Annotated in this window: 15 protein-coding genes; 9 read left to right on the forward strand and 6 right to left on the reverse strand. The window is 57.9% G+C overall.

The window, feature by feature from the left end; translation table 11 throughout:
* Nucleotides 1-298: 298 nt before the first annotated feature.
* Nucleotides 299-901 carry a glutathione S-transferase family protein gene (locus OO306_RS23570; RefSeq protein WP_085273724.1) on the reverse strand — a complete coding sequence of 201 codons (603 nt, stop codon included), beginning with the start codon at nt 899-901 and terminating at the stop codon, nt 299-301.
* Between the two features lie 145 nt (nt 902-1046).
* Here OO306_RS23570 and OO306_RS23575 point away from each other — a divergent pair, with 145 nt between their 5' ends.
* Complete coding sequence (locus tag OO306_RS23575; protein WP_265970045.1) at nt 1047-2237, forward strand: benzoate/H(+) symporter BenE family transporter; 1191 nt, start codon at nt 1047-1049, stop codon at nt 2235-2237.
* A 277-nt stretch (nt 2238-2514) separates the two neighbouring features.
* Here the strand turns inward: OO306_RS23575 and OO306_RS23580 are convergent, their stop codons facing one another.
* Both OO306_RS23580 and OO306_RS23585 read right to left on the reverse strand, forming a co-directional pair.
* On the reverse strand, nt 2515-4455 hold the full coding sequence (locus tag OO306_RS23580; RefSeq protein ID WP_265970046.1) for a methyl-accepting chemotaxis protein: 1941 nt from the start codon (nt 4453-4455) through the stop codon (nt 2515-2517).
* A 117-nt stretch (nt 4456-4572) separates the two neighbouring features.
* Nucleotides 4573-5970 (reverse strand): PLP-dependent aminotransferase family protein, encoded by a 1398-nt coding sequence (locus tag OO306_RS23585; RefSeq protein ID WP_265970047.1) that lies wholly within the window; start codon nt 5968-5970, stop codon nt 4573-4575.
* Nucleotides 5971-6423: 453 nt separating this feature from the next.
* Between OO306_RS23585 and OO306_RS23590 the strand changes: the two genes are divergently transcribed.
* Nucleotides 6424-7593, forward strand: coding sequence for an MFS transporter (locus tag OO306_RS23590; protein ID WP_265970048.1), 1170 nt, complete (start codon nt 6424-6426; stop codon nt 7591-7593).
* A 147-nt stretch (nt 7594-7740) separates the two neighbouring features.
* Here the strand turns inward: OO306_RS23590 and OO306_RS23595 are convergent, their stop codons facing one another.
* Nucleotides 7741-8502, reverse strand: coding sequence for an SDR family oxidoreductase (locus OO306_RS23595; RefSeq protein WP_265970049.1), 762 nt, complete (start codon nt 8500-8502; stop codon nt 7741-7743).
* Between the two features lie 532 nt (nt 8503-9034).
* On the opposite strand from OO306_RS23595, the gene OO306_RS23600 reads away from it, so the two are divergent.
* Nucleotides 9035-10036, forward strand: a complete 1002-nt coding sequence (locus tag OO306_RS23600) for an NADP-dependent oxidoreductase (RefSeq protein ID WP_265970050.1) — start codon at nt 9035-9037, stop codon at nt 10034-10036.
* A 340-nt stretch (nt 10037-10376) separates the two neighbouring features.
* On the opposite strand, the gene pyrF is transcribed toward OO306_RS23600, so the two are convergent.
* Complete coding sequence (pyrF, locus tag OO306_RS23605) at nt 10377-11078, reverse strand: orotidine-5'-phosphate decarboxylase (RefSeq protein ID WP_027595997.1); 702 nt, start codon at nt 11076-11078, stop codon at nt 10377-10379.
* A 182-nt stretch (nt 11079-11260) separates the two neighbouring features.
* Between pyrF and OO306_RS23610 the strand changes: the two genes are divergently transcribed.
* A complete protein-coding gene (locus OO306_RS23610) occupies nt 11261-11428 on the forward strand; it encodes a DUF2897 family protein (RefSeq protein WP_016500979.1) in 168 nt (55 codons plus the stop codon).
* 253 nt (nt 11429-11681) lie between these two features.
* On the opposite strand, the gene OO306_RS23615 is transcribed toward OO306_RS23610, so the two are convergent.
* Nucleotides 11682-12014, reverse strand: coding sequence for a ComEA family DNA-binding protein (locus OO306_RS23615; RefSeq protein WP_265970051.1), 333 nt, complete (start codon nt 12012-12014; stop codon nt 11682-11684).
* A 520-nt stretch (nt 12015-12534) separates the two neighbouring features.
* On the opposite strand from OO306_RS23615, the gene OO306_RS23620 reads away from it, so the two are divergent.
* From OO306_RS23620 to OO306_RS23640, 5 genes are read left to right on the forward strand one after another with little or no spacing between them, the layout of a single operon-like run.
* Nucleotides 12535-13326: an ABC transporter permease gene (locus tag OO306_RS23620; RefSeq protein WP_265970052.1), complete on the forward strand. Its 792-nt coding sequence runs from the start codon at nt 12535-12537 to the stop codon at nt 13324-13326.
* Between the two features lie 10 nt (nt 13327-13336).
* The gene (locus tag OO306_RS23625) at nt 13337-13990 is read left to right on the forward strand and encodes an ABC transporter ATP-binding protein (RefSeq protein WP_265970053.1); all 654 of its coding nucleotides are present in this window, start codon (nt 13337-13339) and stop codon (nt 13988-13990) included.
* Nucleotides 13991-14039: 49 nt separating this feature from the next.
* The gene (locus tag OO306_RS23630; protein WP_265970054.1) at nt 14040-15146 is read left to right on the forward strand and encodes an ABC transporter permease; all 1107 of its coding nucleotides are present in this window, start codon (nt 14040-14042) and stop codon (nt 15144-15146) included.
* On the forward strand, nt 15139-16227 hold the full coding sequence (locus OO306_RS23635) for a polysaccharide biosynthesis/export family protein (RefSeq protein WP_265970055.1): 1089 nt from the start codon (nt 15139-15141) through the stop codon (nt 16225-16227). Before OO306_RS23630 ends, OO306_RS23635 begins: the two co-directional genes overlap by 8 nt.
* A gap of 34 nt (nt 16228-16261) precedes the next feature.
* Complete coding sequence (locus OO306_RS23640; protein ID WP_265970056.1) at nt 16262-19900, forward strand: hypothetical protein; 3639 nt, start codon at nt 16262-16264, stop codon at nt 19898-19900.
* The last annotated feature ends 8 nt before the right edge of the window (nt 19901-19908 follow it).

A 19908-nucleotide genomic window follows, 5' to 3' on the forward strand; every position in this document is an offset into this window, starting at 1 on the left:
AGAGGCCGGTGCAGGCTAAGGATATCTCTGTGGCTTGCACCGGCCTCTTCGCAGCACAAGGCTGCTCCTACAATGAATTGCGCCAGGCAAGGAATTGCGCCAAGGCAAGGAATTGCGCCCGGGCGGGGAATTGCGCCAGGCAAGGAATCGCGCCCGGGCAAGGAATTGCGCCCAGGCGGGGAATTGCGCCCAGGCGGGGAATCGCGCCCGGGCAAGGAATCGCGCCCAGGCGGGGAATCGCGCCCGGGCAAGGAATCGCGCCCAGGCGGGGAATCGCGCCCGGGCTAGTCGAATAGGCTCAGCCCACCATCGGCACATGCCGCGGATGGCTGGCCACGCGCTCCAGCCAGGCCCTGACCGCCGGGTAATCCGTCAGGTCGAACCCACCCTGCTGCGCCACATGGGTGTAGGCATACAACGCCACGTCGGCAATCGAATACTGCTGCCCCACCAGATACGGCGTCATCTGCAACTGCCGCTCCATCACCTTCAGCGCCTTGTACCCGCCCTTGTGCAGCTTGCGGTACTCCTCCAGCCGATCATCCGGCAACCCCAGGTAAAACTGGATGAACCGCGCCACGGCAATATACGGCTCATGGCTGTACTGCTCGAAAAACTGCCACTGCAAGACCTGCGTGCGCAACCGCGGCTCAGTGGGCAGGAACTCGCTGCCGTCGGCGAGGAAGTTGAGAATGGCATTGGATTCCCACAGGTACGTGCCGTCTTCCAGCTCCAGCACCGGCACCTTGCCATTGGGGTTCATCGCCAGAAATTCAGGCGTCTCGGTTTCGCCTTTTAGAATATCCACCGGGTGCCACTCATACGGCCGGCCCAGCAGGCTCAGCATCAGCTTGACCTTGTAACAGTTGCCCGACTGGTAATCGCCATAGACCTTGTACATCACCCCTCCCCTCCCATGCAGTTGCGCATTCGTGCCCAATAGTTGGCGACTGTACGGCTAAAAGCAATGGCCGCTGTATGGCAAGGATCAACCTTGCTCGCGTTAGTCTGAAAAAACTGCTTACACCTTTACAAGGATTTTGTTCATGACCGATGCCACTTCCGCACGCCTGCGGCCCCTGGCAGACAGCTCCCCGTCGGCGGTGGTCGCCGGCTTCATTGCCATGCTCACCGGCTATACCAGCTCACTGGTGCTGATGTTTCAGGCCGGCCAGGCTGCCGGGCTGACCACTGCGCAGATTTCGTCCTGGATCTGGGCGCTGTCGATCGGCATGGCGGTGTGCAGCATTGGCCTGTCGCTGCGCTACCGCACGCCGATCACCGTGGCCTGGTCGACCCCAGGCGCTGCGCTGCTGATCACCAGCCTGGGCGGCGTCAGCTATGGCGAGGCCATCGGGGCGTACATCACCTGCGCCGTGCTGGTGCTGATCTGCGGCCTGACCGGCAGCTTCGAGCGCTTGGTCAAACGTATTCCGGCCTCGCTGGCCTCGGCGCTGCTGGCGGGTATCTTGTTCAAGATCGGCAGCGAGATCTTCGTCGCCGCGCAGCACCGCACCGTGCTGGTGCTGGGCATGTTCTTCAGCTACCTGCTGGTCAAGCGCCTGTCGCCGCGTTACTGCGTGCTGGCCGCGTTGCTGGTCGGTACGGCGCTGTCTGGCGCCCTTGGCCTGCTGGACTTCAGCGGCTTCCGCCTGGAAGTGGCCACGCCGATGTGGACCACGCCGAGCTTCTCGCTGGGGGCGACCATCAGCATTGGGATTCCGCTGTTCGTGGTGGCGATGACCTCGCAAAACATGCCCGGCGTGGCCGTGCTGCGGGCCGATGGCTACCAGGTACCGGCTTCACCGTTGATTTCGGCGACCGGGTTTGCCTCGTTGCTACTGGCACCGTTTGGCTCGCACGGGGTGAACCTGGCGGCGATCAGCGCAGCGATCTGCACCGGGCCACATGCCCATGAAGACCCGAGCAAGCGCTACACCGCGGCGGTGTGGTGCGGGATTTTCTATGGCATTGCCGGGGTGTTCGGGGCAACGTTGGCGGCGCTGTTTGCGGCATTGCCGAAAGAGCTGGTGCTGTCGATTGCGGCCTTGGCGTTGTTTGGCTCGATCATGAACGGGCTGACCGTGGCCATGGGCGAGGCGCGCGAGCGTGAGGCGGCGTTGATTACCTTTATGGTGACGGCGTCGGGGTTGACGCTGTTCTCGATCGGGTCGGCGTTCTGGGGGATTGTGGCGGGGGTTTTGACGTTGATGATTTTGAATCCGCGTAGGGTATGACGGGAGATCGGCGTCGGGGTTGAGATCGAGCGCCGCCCGCGCGGCGCATCGCGAGCAACGCTCGCTCCTACGTTTGTTTTTGGCCAATAACGCCTGTGACAGGCGCACGCGACCGCCTTGTTTGTTCGACGCGATATCGCGCCATGCGCCAAGGCGGTCGCGCGCGTTTGCCCCAGAAATAACTGGCCCGAAACAAACGTAGGAGCGAGCGTTGCTCGCGATGCGCCGCGCGGGCGGCGCTCGATCTCAATACCGACACACCTGCCCCGCCAAGCACCTACAACCTGAAATGCCCCACCATCCCCTTCAAGTCCGTACCCAACTGCGCCAGTTCGACACTCGACCTGGCATTGTCCTGCATCGCCAACGCCGCCTGATCGGCACTGCCGCGGATCTGCGTAACGCTGCGGCTGATCTCTTCGGCCACCGAGCTCTGCTGCTCGGCCGCGGCGGCAATCTGCTGGTTCATCTGCTGGATCATTGAAACCGCCGAGGCAATGCTGCCCAGCGCACTTTCAGTCTGCAACACATCCGCCACCGCCAAACGCACCAGCTCGGTACTGCCGCGGATCTGCGCCACCGACTGCTGGGCGTTGCCGCGCAAGCTCCCCACCAGGGTCTCGATCTGCTCGGTCGATTGCCGGGTACGCCGGGCCAAGGCCCGCACCTCATCGGCCACCACCGCAAAACCACGCCCCTGCTCGCCCGCACGCGCCGCTTCGATCGCGGCATTGAGCGCCAGCAGGTTGGTCTGCTCGGCGACGCTCTTGATCACTTCCAGTACATCGCCAATGGTGTGGATCTCGGCACTGAGGCTGTCGATGCCGGCACTGGCCGTCTCGGCAGCCGACGCCAACTGCTCGATACGCTGCATGCTTTGACGCACCACCACTTGCCCAGACTCGACCTTGTCATCGGCAGACTGAGCCGCCTGCGCCGCTTCCTCGGCATTGCGCGCCACATCGTGCACGGTAGCCGTCATCTGCTGCATGGCGGTGGCCACCTGTTCGGTCTCCTCCTTCTGGCTGCCCACCTCGCGGTTGGTCTGCTCGGTCACCGCCGACAGCGCCTGCGCACTGCCGGCCAGTTGCTCGATACCCTGCTGCAGCCCACTGACAATGCCCGACAGCCCGGCCGCCATCTGCTGCATGGCCTGCATCAGCTGCCCCACCTCGTCGCGGCGCGGCGCTTCTGCCTCCAGGCTCAACTCGCCCGCGGCAATGCGCTGGGCACGGACGATGACGCGCTTGAGCGGGCCGACCACTGCACGGGTGATCAGCCAGGCCGCCAGCACATCCACCAACAGCGCCAGCCCCGTGGCCAGGGCGATGGCCAGGGCATTGCGCGACAACTCACCTTGCAGGGCCTGCTCCTGCGCCAGGTAGGCCTGGTCGACCCGGCCGGTGACCTGCTCGGCCCGCGCCTGCAGCTGCGCCTTCAGGCCCTGTTCCTTGGCCAGCAGGTCGGTGTATTCGTTGAGTTTGTCGGAGAAACTGCCGATGTGCCCAGCCACTTCGCCCAGCACACTCTGGTACCCGGCATCACTGACGGCGGCCTTGAGCTGCTCAACCAGGCTTGCGGCTTCGAGGGTCTGGGCGATGCGCGTCTGGCCCGCGCCTTCTTCACCCTTGCGGCTCTTGTCCAGACGCACGCGGGCTTCGTCCATTGCTTGCAGCATCAGCCGCGACACCTGCGCCACCTGCGCGGCCTGCTCCAGAAACTCGCCGCCCTGCTGGCCCTGGGATTGTTTGAGGGTGTAGGTGCCGTCGTCGGCCAGCCCGGCCTGCAGCACATCCAGGTTGTTGGCCACGCTGGACACCGACCAACTGGCCATGTCCAGCGCCAGCTCCTTGGCCTGCACCGCTTCGACAAAGGCCTCGAACGCCTGGCCATAGGCGCTTAGCTCAGCCTCGGCCGCCGCCAGCGCCGGCAAGCCACGGGCGCGCTCGGCCAAGCCCTGCAGGCCCGTGCGCAAGGCCTCGGCCTGCTTGATGTCGGAACTCATGGCAAAGGTTTGTTCGTGCTGGCGCAACCTGAGCAGGTCGGTATTGACCTGGGCCAGCTGGCGCAAGCCGTCGAAGCGCTGGCCCACGCTGTGCAGCGCGGCGATGCCGATGGCCGCCACCGCCAGCGTCAACAACAGCACCAAGGTAAAGCCCAGGCCGAGCTTGCGGGCCATGCCCAGGTTGGCCAGAACACCGTGCTTGGTCGCGCCCATCGCCGATTCCCCTTCACCTTGTCAGGTTTTGCCGAAGGCCAAGCGTGGCAACGATACCCGTGCACTCACAAGGGCCTGACGCCAGAATAGTGTCAAATAGCTATGAGCGTGTCGCTTTCAGGGTGCTGGAGGTCGCCCTGCGTGTTTGAAGAAGGCCTGGGCGCGGGAATCCTGCCCGTAAGCGACATTGATGCGCAGCCAATCGCTGGTCGCGCCCTGGTAATCGAAGGCGCTGCCAGGGGTGAGCAGCACCGCATGCTCCAGGGCCAGCCGCTCCAGGCTGGCAACGTCACGCCCGGGTACCCGCGCCCACACGAACATACCGCCGTAAGGCTCACAGAACACCTCCCACCCCGCCTGCTCCAGCTGCCCGAGCAACTTGGCCATGTGCTGGCCCATGCGCACCCGCAGGCGTTGCACGCTTTTGCGGTAGCTGCCGTTGGCAAGCATCTGCCCCACCACCTGCTCGGCGAAGCGCGATGTGCCGATGCCACTGACCATCTTCAGCTCGGCCAGCCGCGCCAGCAGGGCCGGGTCGGCGACCAGGTAGCCGACCCGCAGCGAGCTGCTGAGGGTTTTGGAAAAGCTGGCCATGTAGATGACCCGCTGTTCGCTGTCCAGCGTGGCCAGGCGCGTGGCCGGGCCTTCCTGGAAGTCGGCGTAGATATCGTCTTCGATGATGCGCAGGTCGTGCTCGCGGGCCAGCTCCAGCAGGCGGTAGGCAACCTTGGGGGTCAGGCTGGTGCCGGTCGGGTTGTGGTACAGGCTGTTGATGAACAGGCAACGCGGGCGGTGTTCGGCCAGCAAGCGCTCCAGCGCCGCCAGGTCTGGGCCTTCGGCCAGGCGTGGCACGGGCAACATGCGCACCTGGTGCTGGCGCAGCAGGTTGTACAGGTTGTAGTAACCAGGGTTTTCCACCAGCACCGTATCGCCAGGGCGCAGCAAGGTGCGCACCAGCAGGTCGAGGCCATGGCTGGCGCCTTGGGTGGTGAGGATGCGTTCGGGGCCGGCGGCGATGCCCTGGCGCGCCAGGCGCTTGTGCAGTTGCTGACGCAGGCTGGCCAGGCCCAGCGGTGGGCAGTAGTCGAACAGGTCCTGCGGGTTGCCGCGGCTGACCTGGCGTACCGCCTGGGCCAGCTCGGTGGCCGCACGCCAGCTGTTGGGCAACCAGCCACAGCCGAGCTTGAGCAGCTCGTCATGGCCCTCGCGAAACTGCCGCCAGTGGCCATCGCCAGCCTCGCCCCAGGGCAAGCCATCGTCCGCCTCGCCCACCGGTTTGCGCTCGGCGACGAAAAAGCCAGTGCCATGCCGCGCCTCCAGCCAGCCGCTGGCGACCAGGCGATCATAGGCCTCGATCACACAAGACGCGCTGACCGCCTGGCTGCGCGCCAACGCACGGATCGACGGCAGACGGGCGCCGGGGCGCAGGCGTTGGTGACCGATCCAGGTTTGCAGGTGGTCGGTGAGTTGCTGCACCAAGGGCGTGGTGCTGGTGCGGTCTAGAGGGAAGTGCATGGCAAGTGTTCGCAGGTTTTGAGCGAACAGTTAAGCATAAATGGGGTGGCGGTGTGTCTGGTTGCGGGGGCTGATTGGAATCATTGTTGCCACACCAGCACGGCCCTCACATCGCACGCGATTCGGGTAGGAGCAGCCTTGTGCTGCGAAGAGGCCGGTGAAAACACCGGAAATCTTGGCTGCTGCCACTGGCCTCTTCGCAGCACAAGGCTGCTCCTACCGGGATTTTTCACAGCCCATTGAACCGCGCGCTGTACCTGTGGGAGCGGGCTTGCCCGCGAAGAGGCCGGTGAAAACACCGGAAATCTTGACTGCTGCCACTGGCCTCTTCGCAGCACAAGGCTGCTCCTACCCGAATTTTTCACAGCCCATTGAACCGCGCGCTGTACCTGTGGGAGCGGGCTTGCCCGCGAAGAGGCCGGCACTGCCCTTAAAAAAACCAGGATCTTACCCATGCCCCGCGCCCCCGCCAGACTGGCCTTCGCCCTGTGCCTGATCACCCTCGCCGTCAACCTCCAGGCCCCGCTCTACATCACCTACGCCGACCTCTCCGGCCAGGGGGCCGCCGCCACCGCCGTGGCCTTCTCCGGCTACGTGCTGGGCGTACTCCCGGTACTCCTGGCCCTCGGCGGGCTGGCCGACCGGGTTGGCCGCCGCCCGATGATCATCGCCGCGCTGATCCTGTCGATGATCGCCACCGTGCTCATGCTACTCGCCCCCAGCCTGCAAACCCTCGGCCTGGCGCGGCTGTTCCTGGGCCTGGGCACCGGCCTTGCCTCGGCCACGGCAACCGCCTACATGGGCGAGCTGATGGGCAGTGACGGCAGCCCCCGTGCCGCCAACTGGGTCACCGCCAGCACCTCGCTCGGCTTTGGCCTGGGCGCCGCGCTTACCAGCCTGTTCCTGCTGCGCGGCCCGAGCCTGACCCCAGGCAGCTTCCACCTGCAGCTGCTGCTCGCCGCCGTTGCCCTGGTGCTGGTCTGGCGCCTGCCCGACCCGCGCCCGACACAGCGCAGCGCCATGCTACGGCTGCCGTGCTACCCCCGCGGCAGCGTTGCCTACGGCCTGGCCATCTTGCTGGCCTGGGCCTGCGTTGGCTTGGTCATCGCCCTGCTGCCGGGGATTTTGCGCCAGCATGGCTTGAGTGCCTGGTCGGGGTTTTCGACCTTCTGCGTGATCAGCTGCGGCTTGTTGTTCCAGCCGATGGCACGTCGCCTGTCGAGCCTCAAGGCCACGCTGCTGGGGCTGCTGATTCTGCCGTGCAGTTACGCGGTGCTGGCCTGGGGGGCCGATGCTGGGCGACTGGGGGCCGTGTTGCTGGGCGCGGTGGCGGCCAGCAGTGCGTGTTACGGGTTTATCTACCTGGGCGGGTTGGCGGCGGTGAACCACCTGGCCGGCACAGAAAAAACCCGGGCCAGTGCCGGGTTCTTCTTGCTGGCGTACCTGGGGTTCAGCTTGCCGGTGATCTTTACCGGGTTGCTGAGCGACCGCTTGGGGTCACGGATGGCCTTGCTGGTGTTTGGTGGGGTGCTGCTGCTGGGGTGCGTGCTGGTTGGGTTGGCGTTGTGGTTGTCTGCGCGGACTGCTGCAGCGCAAAGCCCGCAGCCCCAAGTACGCAGCTGACCCTTGTAGGAGCGGCCTTGCGTCGCGAAAGGGCCGCGGAGCGGCCCCACGATTTCAGCGTTTTGGCAAAGGATGCTGGGGCCGCTCTGCGGCCCTTTCGCGACGCAAGGCCGCTCCTACAAAAAAAGATCACACGCCCCGGACTTGTCAGATCGCCGTAGCCCCACCATCCACTGTCAAGCTGTGCCCCGTGGTGAAGGCTGCCCCATCGCTGCACAGGTACAGCACCGCGCTGGCAATCTCCTCCACCTTGCCGATGCGCCCCACCGGGTGCATCGCCGCCGCGAATTCCGCCTTGCGCGGGTCCGCTTCATAGGCACGGCGGAACATGTCGGTATCGATCACCGCCGGGCACACCGCGTTAACCCGGATGCCCTTCTTCGCATACTCGATGGCCGCCGACTTGGTCAGGCCGATGACCGCGTGCTTGGAGGCACTGTAGATGCTCATCTTCGGCGCCGCCCCCAGCCCCGCCACCGACGCAGTATTGACGATCGCCCCACCGCCCTGGGCCAGCAGCAATGGCAACTGATACTTCATGCACAGCCACACCCCTTTGACGTTGACGCCCATGATGGCGTCGAACTGCGCCTCGCTGCCCTCGGCCAAGCGGCCCTGCTCGATCTCGATACCGGCATTGTTGTAGGCATAGTCCAAGCGGCCATAGGCGGCGATGAGCTGCTCATGCAACTGGCGCACACCCGCCTCCCGAGTGACGTCGCAGGCGATGAACATCGCATCACCGCCCGCCTCGTGAATCAACGCCACCGTGGCCTCACCGCCGACTGGGTCGAGGTCGGCCACCACCACCTTCAAGCCTTCACGGGCGAAGGCCAGCGCCGTTGCCCGGCCGATACCCGCGGCACCACCGGTGACCAGGGCTACCTGGCCGGAAAAGGTCATGCTCATCGTTTGCTCCTGGTTGTTGTTGGGGTTGCATCAGGGCCGCTAGGTGCAGGGCTGGAGAGGGTGGCGCCTGTGAGATCGAGCGCCGCCCGCGCGGCGCATCGCGAGCAACGCTCGCTCCTACGTTTGTTTTTGGCCAGTAACGCCTGTGACAGGCGCGCGCGACCGCCTTGTTTGTTCGACGCGATATCGCGCCATGCGCCAAAGGCGGTCGCGCGCGTTTGCCCCAGGAATAATTGGCCCGAAACAAACGTAGGAGCGAGCGTTGCTCGCGATGCGCCGCGCGGGCGGCGCTCGATCTCCCGGCCACCAAACATCTTCCGCCGAACACCTGCCGGCCATTACCCAATGCCGCGCCAAACACCCACCCACCATCACCCACCCTCTGCCCCAGAGCATAGTCACCCCCTCCCCCCCAGTGCAGCATCATCACACCCACGGTTGAGCTACCATGCCTACCAGTGATTTTGCGCTACAACCTGCATCAGCAAGGTAAATTGCCCCTACACCGATCAACTGCCCACAAGGACCCGCCATGACCCAGACCAACCGCCGCTTCCTGCTTGCCAAACGCCCGGTCGGCGCCGTGCGCCGTGACGACTTCAGCTTCGAGGCAGTACCCGCCGAACAGCCCGGCGAAGGCCAGATTCTGGTGCGCAACCTGTACCTGTCCCTCGACCCCGCCATGCGCGGCTGGATGAATGAAGGCAAGTCCTATATCCCCCCGGTCGCCCTCGGCCAAGTGATGCGCGCCCTCGGCGTCGGCGAAGTGGTGGCTTCCAACCACCCCGACTACAAACCCGGCGACCACGTCAGCGGCCCGCTCGGCGTGCAGGACTACTTCACCGGCGAGCCCCAAGGCCTGCACAAAATCGACCCCAGCCTCGCCCCCCTGCCCCGCTACCTCTCGGCCCTGGGCATGACCGGCATGACCGCCTACTTCGCCCTGCTCGAAGTCGGCCAGCCCAAAGCCGGTGACACCGTGGTCATCTCCGGCGCCGCCGGCGCAGTCGGCAGCATCGTCGGGCAGATCGCCAAGCTCAAAGGCTGCCACGTGGTCGGCATCGCCGGCGGCGCCGAAAAATGCCAATACCTCAAGGACGAACTCGGCTTCGACGGCTTCATCGACTACAAGGCCGAAGACGTACTGGCCGGCCTCAAGCGCGAATGCCCGAAAGGGGTAGACGTGTACTTTGACAACGTCGGCGGCGAGATCCTCGATGCCGTGCTCACCCGCATCAACCTCAAGGCCCGCATCGTCATCTGCGGCGCCATCAGCCAGTACAACAACAAAGAAGCCGTCAAAGGCCCGGCCAACTACCTGTCGCTGCTGGTGAACCGCGCGCGCATGGAAGGCTTTGTGGTGTTTGACCATGCCAAGGATTACGGCAAAGCCGCGCAGGAAATCGCCGGCTGGCTGGCCGCTGGCAAAGTGAAGAGTAAGGAAGATGTGGTGGAAGGGTTGGAAACCTTCCCAGAGACGCTGCTCAAGCTGTTCAGCGGCGAGAATTTTGGCAAGTTGGTGTTGAAGGTGTGACCGCGTAGGCCCTGGATTTCAGTGCCTGTCTCGATTGTTGTGTCGGGGCGTAAATCGAGCGCCGCCCGCGCGGCGCATCGCGAGCAACGCTCGCTCCTACGTTTGTTTTTGGCCAATAACGCCTGTTGCAGGCGCGCGCGACCGCCTTGGCGCATGGCGCGATATCGTGTCGTACAAACAAGGCGGTCGGGCGCGTTTGCCCCAGGAATAACTGGCCCGAAACAAACGTAGGAGCGAGCGTTGCTCGCGATGCGCCGCGCGGGCGGCGCTCGATCTCACAGGCACCAAAACTGCTGTGGCGAACCCCTACCGACGCAAACGCAAACGCAAACCCAACCCCTTACCCGCGAATTTCAGCTACAACCGCAGCCAAAGCCTGTGCCGGGTCCGCCGCCTGGCTGATCGGCCGCCCGATCACCAAGTAATCCGAGCCAGCATCCAACGCCTGGCGCGGAGTCAAAATGCGGCGCTGGTCATCCTGAGCACTACCCGCCGGGCGAATACCCGGGGTCACCAGTTGCAGCGAAGGGTGCGCAGCCTTCAGTGCGGTCGCCTCCAGCGCCGAGCACACCAGCCCGTCCATGCCCGCCTTCTCGGCCAAGGCCGCCAGGCGCAGCACTTGTTCTTGCGGATCAACATCCAGGCCGATACCCGCCAGGTCTTCACGCTCCATGCTGGTCAGCACGGTCACGCCAATCAGCAACGGCTGCGGGCCGCTGCGCTTGGCCAGCACTTCACGGCATGCCGACATCATGCGCAGGCCACCGGAGCAATGCACGTTGACCATCCACACGCCCATCTCGGCGGCAGCCTTGACGGCCATGGCCGTGGTGTTGGGGATGTCGTGGAACTTGAGGTCGAGGAATACTTCGAAGCCCTTGGCACACAGGGTTTCGACGATGCCCGAAGCACTGCTGGTGAACAGCTCCTTGCCAACCTTTACCCGGCACAGCGCAGGGTCAAGCTGGTCAGCCAGCTTCAGAGCGGCCTCACGGGTAGGGAAGTCGAGGGCGACGATCAGGGGCGTCTGGCAGGCGGACATGGTCAGGGTCTCTTGGCAAGTCGAAAACGGCGCGCATTGTAAACGAAGTGACGCAGGCTTTGGGGGCCGCGGGTCATGGAATTGGCCCTGCAAGGCCTGACTTCTATAATTGAACCAAAGGAACCGGCAATTGCTCAAATTTCATACAAGCGCCGCCCCATGATGATCAAAGGAGAACGACAATGCCCTGGTATGCCTGGCTGATACTCATCATAGCCCTCGGCTCGATTGTCGGCGGCTTGATGATGCTGCGAGATACGGCGAAGAAACTGCCGTTGACGGATGAGCAACTGCGCAAGGTGCATGAGCGCAATGCTGAGGCTGATGCGAAGGACGCGCAGGACCGTTAAACCCCTGCTCCATTCCCTGTAGAAGACAGCAACGTCCATTCGACGTCGCTGTCATGCCAAATGAAAAGGCCTTAGTCCGCCCCCTCTCTACATGTGGCAGCTGGACCTGTGGGAGCGGGCTTGCCCGCGAAGAATCCAACACACTCTCCGCTCGAGCTCCAGCTGGCTTTATCTATACCTCTTCCATGGCCAATTGATGCATACGTCCATAAATGAGCTGAGCCAAGCATCGCCTGCCCAGCCCGACTGCTGATTACTCCACCATTACCTTGTCCCGATTACGCTCCAGCAACGCATTGCCGATTCCCTTGATCTCCAGCAGCTCATCCACTGACGCGAATGGGCCGTTGGCTTCCCGGTAAGCAACGATCGCTTCAGCCTTGGCCTTGCCGATGCCGTTCAGTTCTTTTTGCAGGGTTGGGGCATCGGCCTTGTTTAGGTCTAGGCGGGTGGGTTGGGTTTCCATGTGGGTGACGATTGGCACTGGTTCCTGCACGGCGGTGGTGCTGGCGGGGGCGGCGCTGACCGAGAAGGACAGGCTGGCGAACAGGGGGAGAAGCAGGTAGGACAGAACGGTATTGCGCATTAGGTATCACTCCTTGAGGTTTGGGTTTTACGTGCAGCGGTTTCCTTGGCTGCACCTTCAAATTAGCGGCTCATGATGTACTGCGACAGCGGTTTCAGTTGCGGAATGGTTACCGGATTAGACGTCACTGGATGTTGCCCAATTGCATGATGTTTAATCCTACAACTGCGGCGCGTAGGTTTGGGTTATCGTTGGTCCATCCACCCTTTCCCTCGACTCACTGAAACGACTCATCGATGCACTATACCCACCCTGCATATCTCACTCGTGCTCCAACACGCGCCATGATATCAATGGGCCATCACCCAGGAACCTAGGCATAGACCGATCGATGGATATGAACTTTCGATGCGATTGTCGGCAGCTGGCTTGACGCTTACGCCCTTGACCGCTTAACCTCGCCACCCTTAGAACATGGAAGTCTCCGAAGCAATTCCTGACAAAACCTGTGGGATCGGACCTTCCTTGAAGATGAACTCCGGCGTGCTTAGGCGCGCTGCTTTGCTTTGCGGTAAGCATCTTGAAGCCTCGTTCCTCGCTGCAGATACAGAAATCCGTCATCTTTGCCCTCGTTCTACGAGAGGCCCGCGCTCGTTTTGGCACTCGGCGAATGGGTGCCGTGTGGACACTGCTTGAACCGATCTGTCACTTGCTAGTGTTCACGTTGCTTTACACGCAAATCCGTGGCCGAACAGTTGCTGATGTTGAGTACCCAGTATTTGTACTCATTGGAATGGCGCCATTTTTGCTCTATCGCAATACAGCGCTAAAACTGATGGATAGCCTGAGAGAAAACCGCTCTCTGTTTGGCTACAAGCAGATAAAACCACTTGATACGTACTTAGCCCGAGTAATGGTTGAAACATGCATCAGTGTAGCTGTTTACGCTATATTGGTATTTACTTTTGCATGGTTCGGCTTCGACATGTCAGTGAGCAATCCTTTGCAATGGGTAGGTGTATTGGCACTTGGTCTATTGTTTGCTTTCGGCCTCGGGATGTCGCTAGCACTTATCACCCACGCCCTACCAAGCCTTAAAACGATCATCCGCCTCGCATTCTTTCCACTTTATTTCATTTCCGGCGTACTAATACCCGCATCATACTTACCGCAGGCAATGATGCCTATTTTGCTCTATAACCCGTTCTTACATATCACAGAGCTAATCCGCGCTGAGGTTTTGCCGTATTACATACCTGTTGATGGTATCTCGGTAAACTATGTGATTTGCTGGGCTGCCGTGCTTCTGTTTCTTTCCCTCGGCGGGTACCGCGCACGTCGTCTGCACCTAATTTCCACCAAAAACGGATGAAAACGTTCTCGTGTTCGAGCTAAGAAACGTCACCAAATCCTACCTAACGCCCAAAGGGCGGCGTTACATTTTTCGGGACTTATCTCTCGCACTCCCTCCTGGGAAGAACATCGGGCTCATCGGGCGAAACGGTGCAGGCAAATCCACCTTGATGCGCCTTTTAGGCGGAGCGGACATTCCTGACTCAGGCACCATCGTCACAGACCGGAGCATATCGTGGCCGGTTGGCCTAACGGGCGGATTTCAAGGAAGTATGACCGGCCGGGAAAACATAAAGTTTGTTTGCCGGGTTTACGGATCCACTGGCGATGCGATGCGTGAAAAAGTACGTTTCGTAGAAGAATTTGCAGACATCGGAGATTGGATTGACGAACCTATAAAAACATATTCATCAGGAATGCGCTCTCGGGTGGCATTTGGCTTGAGTATGGCGTTCGACTTCGATTACTACCTGATTGATGAAGTGATGGCAGTGGGAGACGCACAGTTCAAGCGTAGATGCGCAGAAGTCTTTGAAGAAAAACTCAAAAGCGCGAACATTGTTCTTGTTACTCACTCCATGGCGGAAGTCAAGAAACTTTGTGACATCGTACTCCATGTAAACAACGGAAAAATAGATGTTTACGAGGATGTTGCCGAGGGTGTAAGAGCTTATAAGCAATGAATTCGATTTATAGACAGAAGTACAGCAGCACTCCAAGGACCTATCACGAATGAGCAATATTGGAAAAATCAAGGGCTGGCGGTTACTGATTGCAATGATCGCTTTACCAATGATGTTGGCGATTATCTACTATTTTGCATTCGCCGCCGACCGCTATGTCAGCTTCGCTCAGGTGGTAGTCCGCCAGGATGGCAACAACTCAGCGGCCCAAGCTCCAGGTATAGCTACCTTGCTGACCGGCACCAATCCAGTCTCGCGAGAAGAAACACTCTATCTGCGAGAGTACATCGCCTCGACAGAAATGATGATGCTGCTTGAGGACAAGGTGCATTGGATTGAGCATTACTCCAAGCAACGGACAGATATATTCTTCTGGCTGGACAATAAAGCGGAGCGCGAGGATCTACTGAAGTATTACCAACGAATGGTAACCCCTCACTTCGACGAGACCACAGGGCTACTCAGGGTAGAAGTTCAGGCTTTCTCGCCAGAGCTTTCCGAGCTCATGCTTCGCACCATTCTCCAGGCTAGCGAACACTTCGTAAACGAAGTTAGTCACAGAATTGCACGTGAACAGATGCGATTTGCTGAGGGAGAACTAAAAAATGCACGACAATCCTATGCTGCACGCAAATTTGAACTGCTAGACTTCCAGAATATTAATAAGGTTTTGGATGGTGGAAACACGGCACAAAATCGCGCCACCATAATCGCTGACCTCGAAGGTCAGTACACTAGAGAGCAGGCAGTCCTAACAGAGCTATCTTTCAAGCTTCGCAGTGACGCTCCTCAGATCCGTCAACAGAAACAAAAAGTTGAGGCCATCACTCAACAACTAGCAAAGGAGAAACGAACTTTAGTTTCCTCTCCTCAAGGCTCACAGCTTAACGTTATTGCCTCTCGCTATCAGCAACTCGTACTGGACGCTGGCATTGCCGAAGACAGCTATAAAACCGCTGTAGCTGCGCTCGACAATGCACGAATAGAAACCAGCAAAAAAATTCGCACTCTTGTAACAGTGGTAAGCCCCAATACACCTCAATTGGCAGTCTATCCTGAGCGCTGGTACAACTTGGCGACCATTCTGCTTGGCCTTCTGATGCTCTACGGCATCACCCGATTCGTTCTGGCTTCAATCGAGGATCATCGTGATTAATTCTCTTGCAGGCTCCAATAAGCTGAGCCTAAAGTTAGCTGCCCTTACTTTCTTGGCATTCGGCCTCACAGGATGTGGCGGTACCTTATCTGGCGCAGGGCCTTACAAGGGTGAGATCGAGGCCAAAAACGACACGTATAAACTTGTTGATATTAATGCGAGTACGATTGCACCGTACATGCCTGGTGCTGCACCACCTAAAATCGCAAATGTCACTAAGCCTTTTTCGCCCGAAGTACGATTGATGCCCGGCGACAGTCTTAATGTGCTTATCGCGGACACAGCTCCTGAGGGAGCGGCCCTTTTCGCGCCGCTCGCTACAGGCGGGACTCAATTGAAATCCCGAATTGACTCGCAGGGCATGCTTTCACTTCCTTATGTCGGCCGCCAATTTGTCGGGGGCATGACCTTGAATCAGGTTGAAACCATGATTCGGCATCAGTTGAAAGGCCTCACAACAGACGTTCAAACTCACGTTGAGCTCGTCGACGACCTGTCTGGGTCGGTACTAGTCGCAGGCGCCGTCAAAACCCCAGGGCGTTTCAGCACCCTTCAGGGCCCTCTGACATTGCTTGACGCAATTAACCAAGCAGGTGGCCCCCTCATGGAACCCCATTTGGTAAACGTTACGGTGCGCAATGGAAGCGAAGTCAGCCAGTATAACTATGAGCAAGTGCTGGCTGGGAACAACATGCAGCTTCGCCCCAACTCCGAAGTAATTGTAGATCGGGCACGACAACGATTCGTAGCAATGGGGGCAGTGGCCGAACCTGGACTAAAGGATTTACCAAGCCAGAATACTAGCTTGCTCGACGCTTTAGGCAGTGTGGGTGGTTTGCGAGAGGCAAATGCGAATCCTGAAGGCGTATTCATATTCCGCATGGGTGAAGGCGCTAATGCCAAACCAACAGTTTTGAGACTGAACATGCGAGACCCTGCTGCAATTTTTTACGCTCGCCAGATTGCCATCAAAGCTGATGACACCATCTATGTGACTAACGCTGCCGTCTACGAGTGGCAAAAAATTATTTCCCCAATAGTACAGACATTGGTCTTGGGCCGAGCCACTAACGGCTTCTAATTAATCACCTACTATTGCACACAGGATTGTGAAAATGAATGCCTCCGCCACCATAGAAACTGAAGGTCGTCTGGCCAAGTTTATCCGCTCTACAAAGTCCAAACTCATGGGCACGCCCACCTACGTGGTGGGGTTCAGCACCTGGAAAATGTACCTCCGGAAGTATTTCCCGGAGCGCAACTTAGTATTCCTCGACAAAAACATTACAGCACAAGAATTTCAAGATTCTTGGGCAAAAAAAATACAGTCTCAGGCAAAAGCTGAAATATTCGTATGGGGGCTTAAAGTTCCAGACTTTATTGAAAAATTCGTAACAGAAAATAAAGTTAAAGTTTTCTACGTCGAGGACGGCTTCATTCGCTCCATAAAATTGGGCGCCCAGCTTTCTCCAGCAATGTCGTTGACCTTAGATAGCAAAGTACCTTACTTCAACTCCAGACAAGCCTCTGAGCTTGAAGACATTCTCAACAACTACGACTTCACCAAGAACCCTCAAATTCTTAAGCGCTCCAGATCAGCGATTGACAATATAGTCAAGTACGGCATCAGCAAGTACAACAACTCCTTAAATGTTGATATAGCTTCCATCTACGGACCAAAAACCAAAAAGCGTGTGCTTGTTATCGGTCAAGTCGAGGATGATGCGTCAATTTTGTATGGTTGCAACACGACCGTTACAAACAATGATCTGGTTCGACTAGCTGCAAGTGAAAACCCAGATGCTGAAATTTTCTACAAACCACATCCTGACGTATTGAGCGGTAGTCGTCCATATGCATCAAAACCATCGGACGTTCTCGATGTCGCTAAGGTTCTTGTTAAAGACTTCCCATTAGCACAAGCGTTTCACGAAGTCGATCACGTATACACGATCACATCACTCTCGGGCTTTGAAGCTCTCTTCCGAGGGATCAAGGTTACAACTCTAGGTGCCCCCTTCTATTCATGCTGGGGCATAACTGATGATCGCCAGATAGTAACTCGTCGAAAAAAACAGCGTACGCTCGAAGAAATTTTTGCAGCTGCTTACATCCTTTACTCCAAGTACTACGACCCAGATAGTGGAAAGTCGCTGGAAGTTGAGGACGTCATACAAAACATTATGAATCTGCGACCTAAAAATGGGGCTAAACCTGCGTCTGTTGGAAGCTTTTTCTTGAAACCCGGTGGTTTTATGCCAAAATCTGCTGAAGCCAAAGCAGCCGCAGCCGCGAAAGCAACTACCACAGCCAAACCGCTAGCAGCTAAAAAGCCAGCTGCTTCAAAGGCGGTTGTAGCAACTAAAACCGCCGCTTCCAAGGCAGCAACTGCCGCGAAGAAAAATACACCAGCAAAAACAACAGCTGCTACGAAGAAACCCGCTCCCCTCAAGGCAGCTCCTGCCAAGCCAGCTACTGCAAATTCTGCTCCGAAGGCCCCAGCCGTAACGCCTGTAGGGGCGGTACCTACTTGGTTCAAAGCGAAGCCTGGCGCTGAATTAAAAGCAGCGCTGGAAAGTCAGCGCCCGCTATTCCTATTTATCCCCTGGATTGCAGGACATGGCGACGCCCTTATCGAAAAGGTCAAATGCGAGTCCGAATATAATCTCGTGCCCTTTGATTATGTGGACGGGATTGAGCATAACCCTATTCGCCTGAGCGTACTGGATTTCAGCAACAAGAACCCAAGCCTCTATCGCAAAATGCTACTTAATCGTCTTGTACCGATTAAAAGCAAGATCTCGGCCTTGGTGTTCACCTTTGACTGGTCCCCAGTCATGCGAATTATCTCGAGTGTGGCTGAAGAGCTACAGATTCCAACTATCCTTATCCCCCATGAATCTGTTTTTGTTGACCGCAGCAAGTATTATTGGGATGTAGCTTCATCTGCATCTATGCCGAAAGCCAACTTAGTGCTGGGCTGGGGAGATCTGCAGAGAGAAATCTTCACAGAGAGGGGCTACCCCCAAGATCGCTTTATCACTGTAGGCGCCCCAAAGTTTGATACTCACGTAAACTACCAACCTCAGTTAACCAAAGCACAATTCTGCAAGATTTTCGGCCTGTCAGACGAGCGGAAAACAATTCTGTTTGCATCTCAGCCCTTAGACTCTCAACTTGACAAAAAACAAGCCCAGATTTCTCAGCGCGCTGCGATTCTCGACCTGTATAAGTACTGTGTCGCATTCGACCACCAGTTACTGATCCGCCTCCCGCCTAACAAAGCTGATATTCTGACTGCAGCGTTTAGGAAAGAGCTAGCTGCGTCCGAGTATGCTGCCATCGATGATGGCACTTGCTACCTAGTTTCTCCTGAAGAAGCTATTCATCAATCTGACTTGATCACATCCATTAATAGCACCATGCTATTCGAAGCTCTCTTGCTGAACCGTCCAGCGTTGTCATTGAAGTACGTTGAGTTCCAGCAAATCTGGGAGCAAGCTGGTATTCCTGCGGTTCGCAACGCAACAGAGTTGAACAGCAAACTAGGCGACATTCTTTCAACGGAGTTTACTCCATCGCCAGAAGGGATGAGTTGGGCAGCGAACATGTTCGGCGTCGGTGAATTTGACGGGAAGGCAGCTGCTCGAATCAGAAATTATCTAACACTGGTTGCCCACAAAGCGCAAGATGTGGCCCTGCAACCCTCTCCACTCCAAAAACTATTCAATAACGAACCGCTTGACGTAGTCGGGATTGCGTCCAAAGACGAACTAGTTGATACGACGCAGAAATACTTCACGCAAATGGTGAACACCCGATCCCGTGTATCGACATTTAGTAAAGATCTCGAAGTTAAGAAAACCACCGCTATTGATGTTTTCTTCCAGTGGGGTATTTCGCCTTCCGAGAACAAGCAGCGCCAACGTGTCATGGCGCGCGAGCTCGGTAAACCAGTTGTAATTGTAGAAGATGGATTCATTCGTTCCATTGATATCGGTCTATCAAAAGAGCCTGGCCTTTCAATTCTACTCGATGATATGACAGCCTACTATGATGCCACTAAAGCTTCGCGCTTAGAAAAACTGATTGAAAATCGCATCGATATGCCTAGTGCAGCAATTGAGCGAGCACGAACCGCGATCACGAAAATTGTCGATAATAGAGTCTCAAAGTACAATCATGCGCCTAACGTCAATTTGACTATCGGCACCCCAGGAAAGAAGAAAATCCTGCTGATCGACCAACGCTATGGCGACCAATCGGTCAAATCGGGGCTAGGCAGCGACGCGCTGTTCGATCAAATGCTCAAAGATGCACTTCGAGACTTCAGTGATCACGACATTATCATCAAACAACACCCCGACGCTATTAAAGGCGGCAAATCCAGCTATTTCAGCAACGAAAAACTGGAATTTACGAAATACGTTGATAACGTTCATTTGATTCGTTTTGACGTCAATCCATTCTGCCTATTCGATCAAGTAGATCAAGTCTTCGTCATGACCTCGGGAATGGGCTTCGAAGCGCTGATGGCTGGAAAAGAAGTTCGGTGCTACGGCATGCCGTTCTATGCCGGCTGGGGCTTGACTGAAGATATGCAGACGTGCGCTCGACGTACTCGAAAAGCTACACTTGAGGAGCTTTTCCACATTGCCTACATTGAGCTTAGCAGGTACTTTATCCCTGACGTAAACCGTAGCGGCCAAGTTGAAGAGGTGATCGACTACGTAGTCAATAAACGAGGTTGGTAATCTAAGAC

This window comes from Pseudomonas sp. DCB_AW, assembly GCF_026240895.1.
GTDB classification, from domain to species: Bacteria; Pseudomonadota; Gammaproteobacteria; order Pseudomonadales; family Pseudomonadaceae; genus Aquipseudomonas; species Aquipseudomonas kermanshahensis.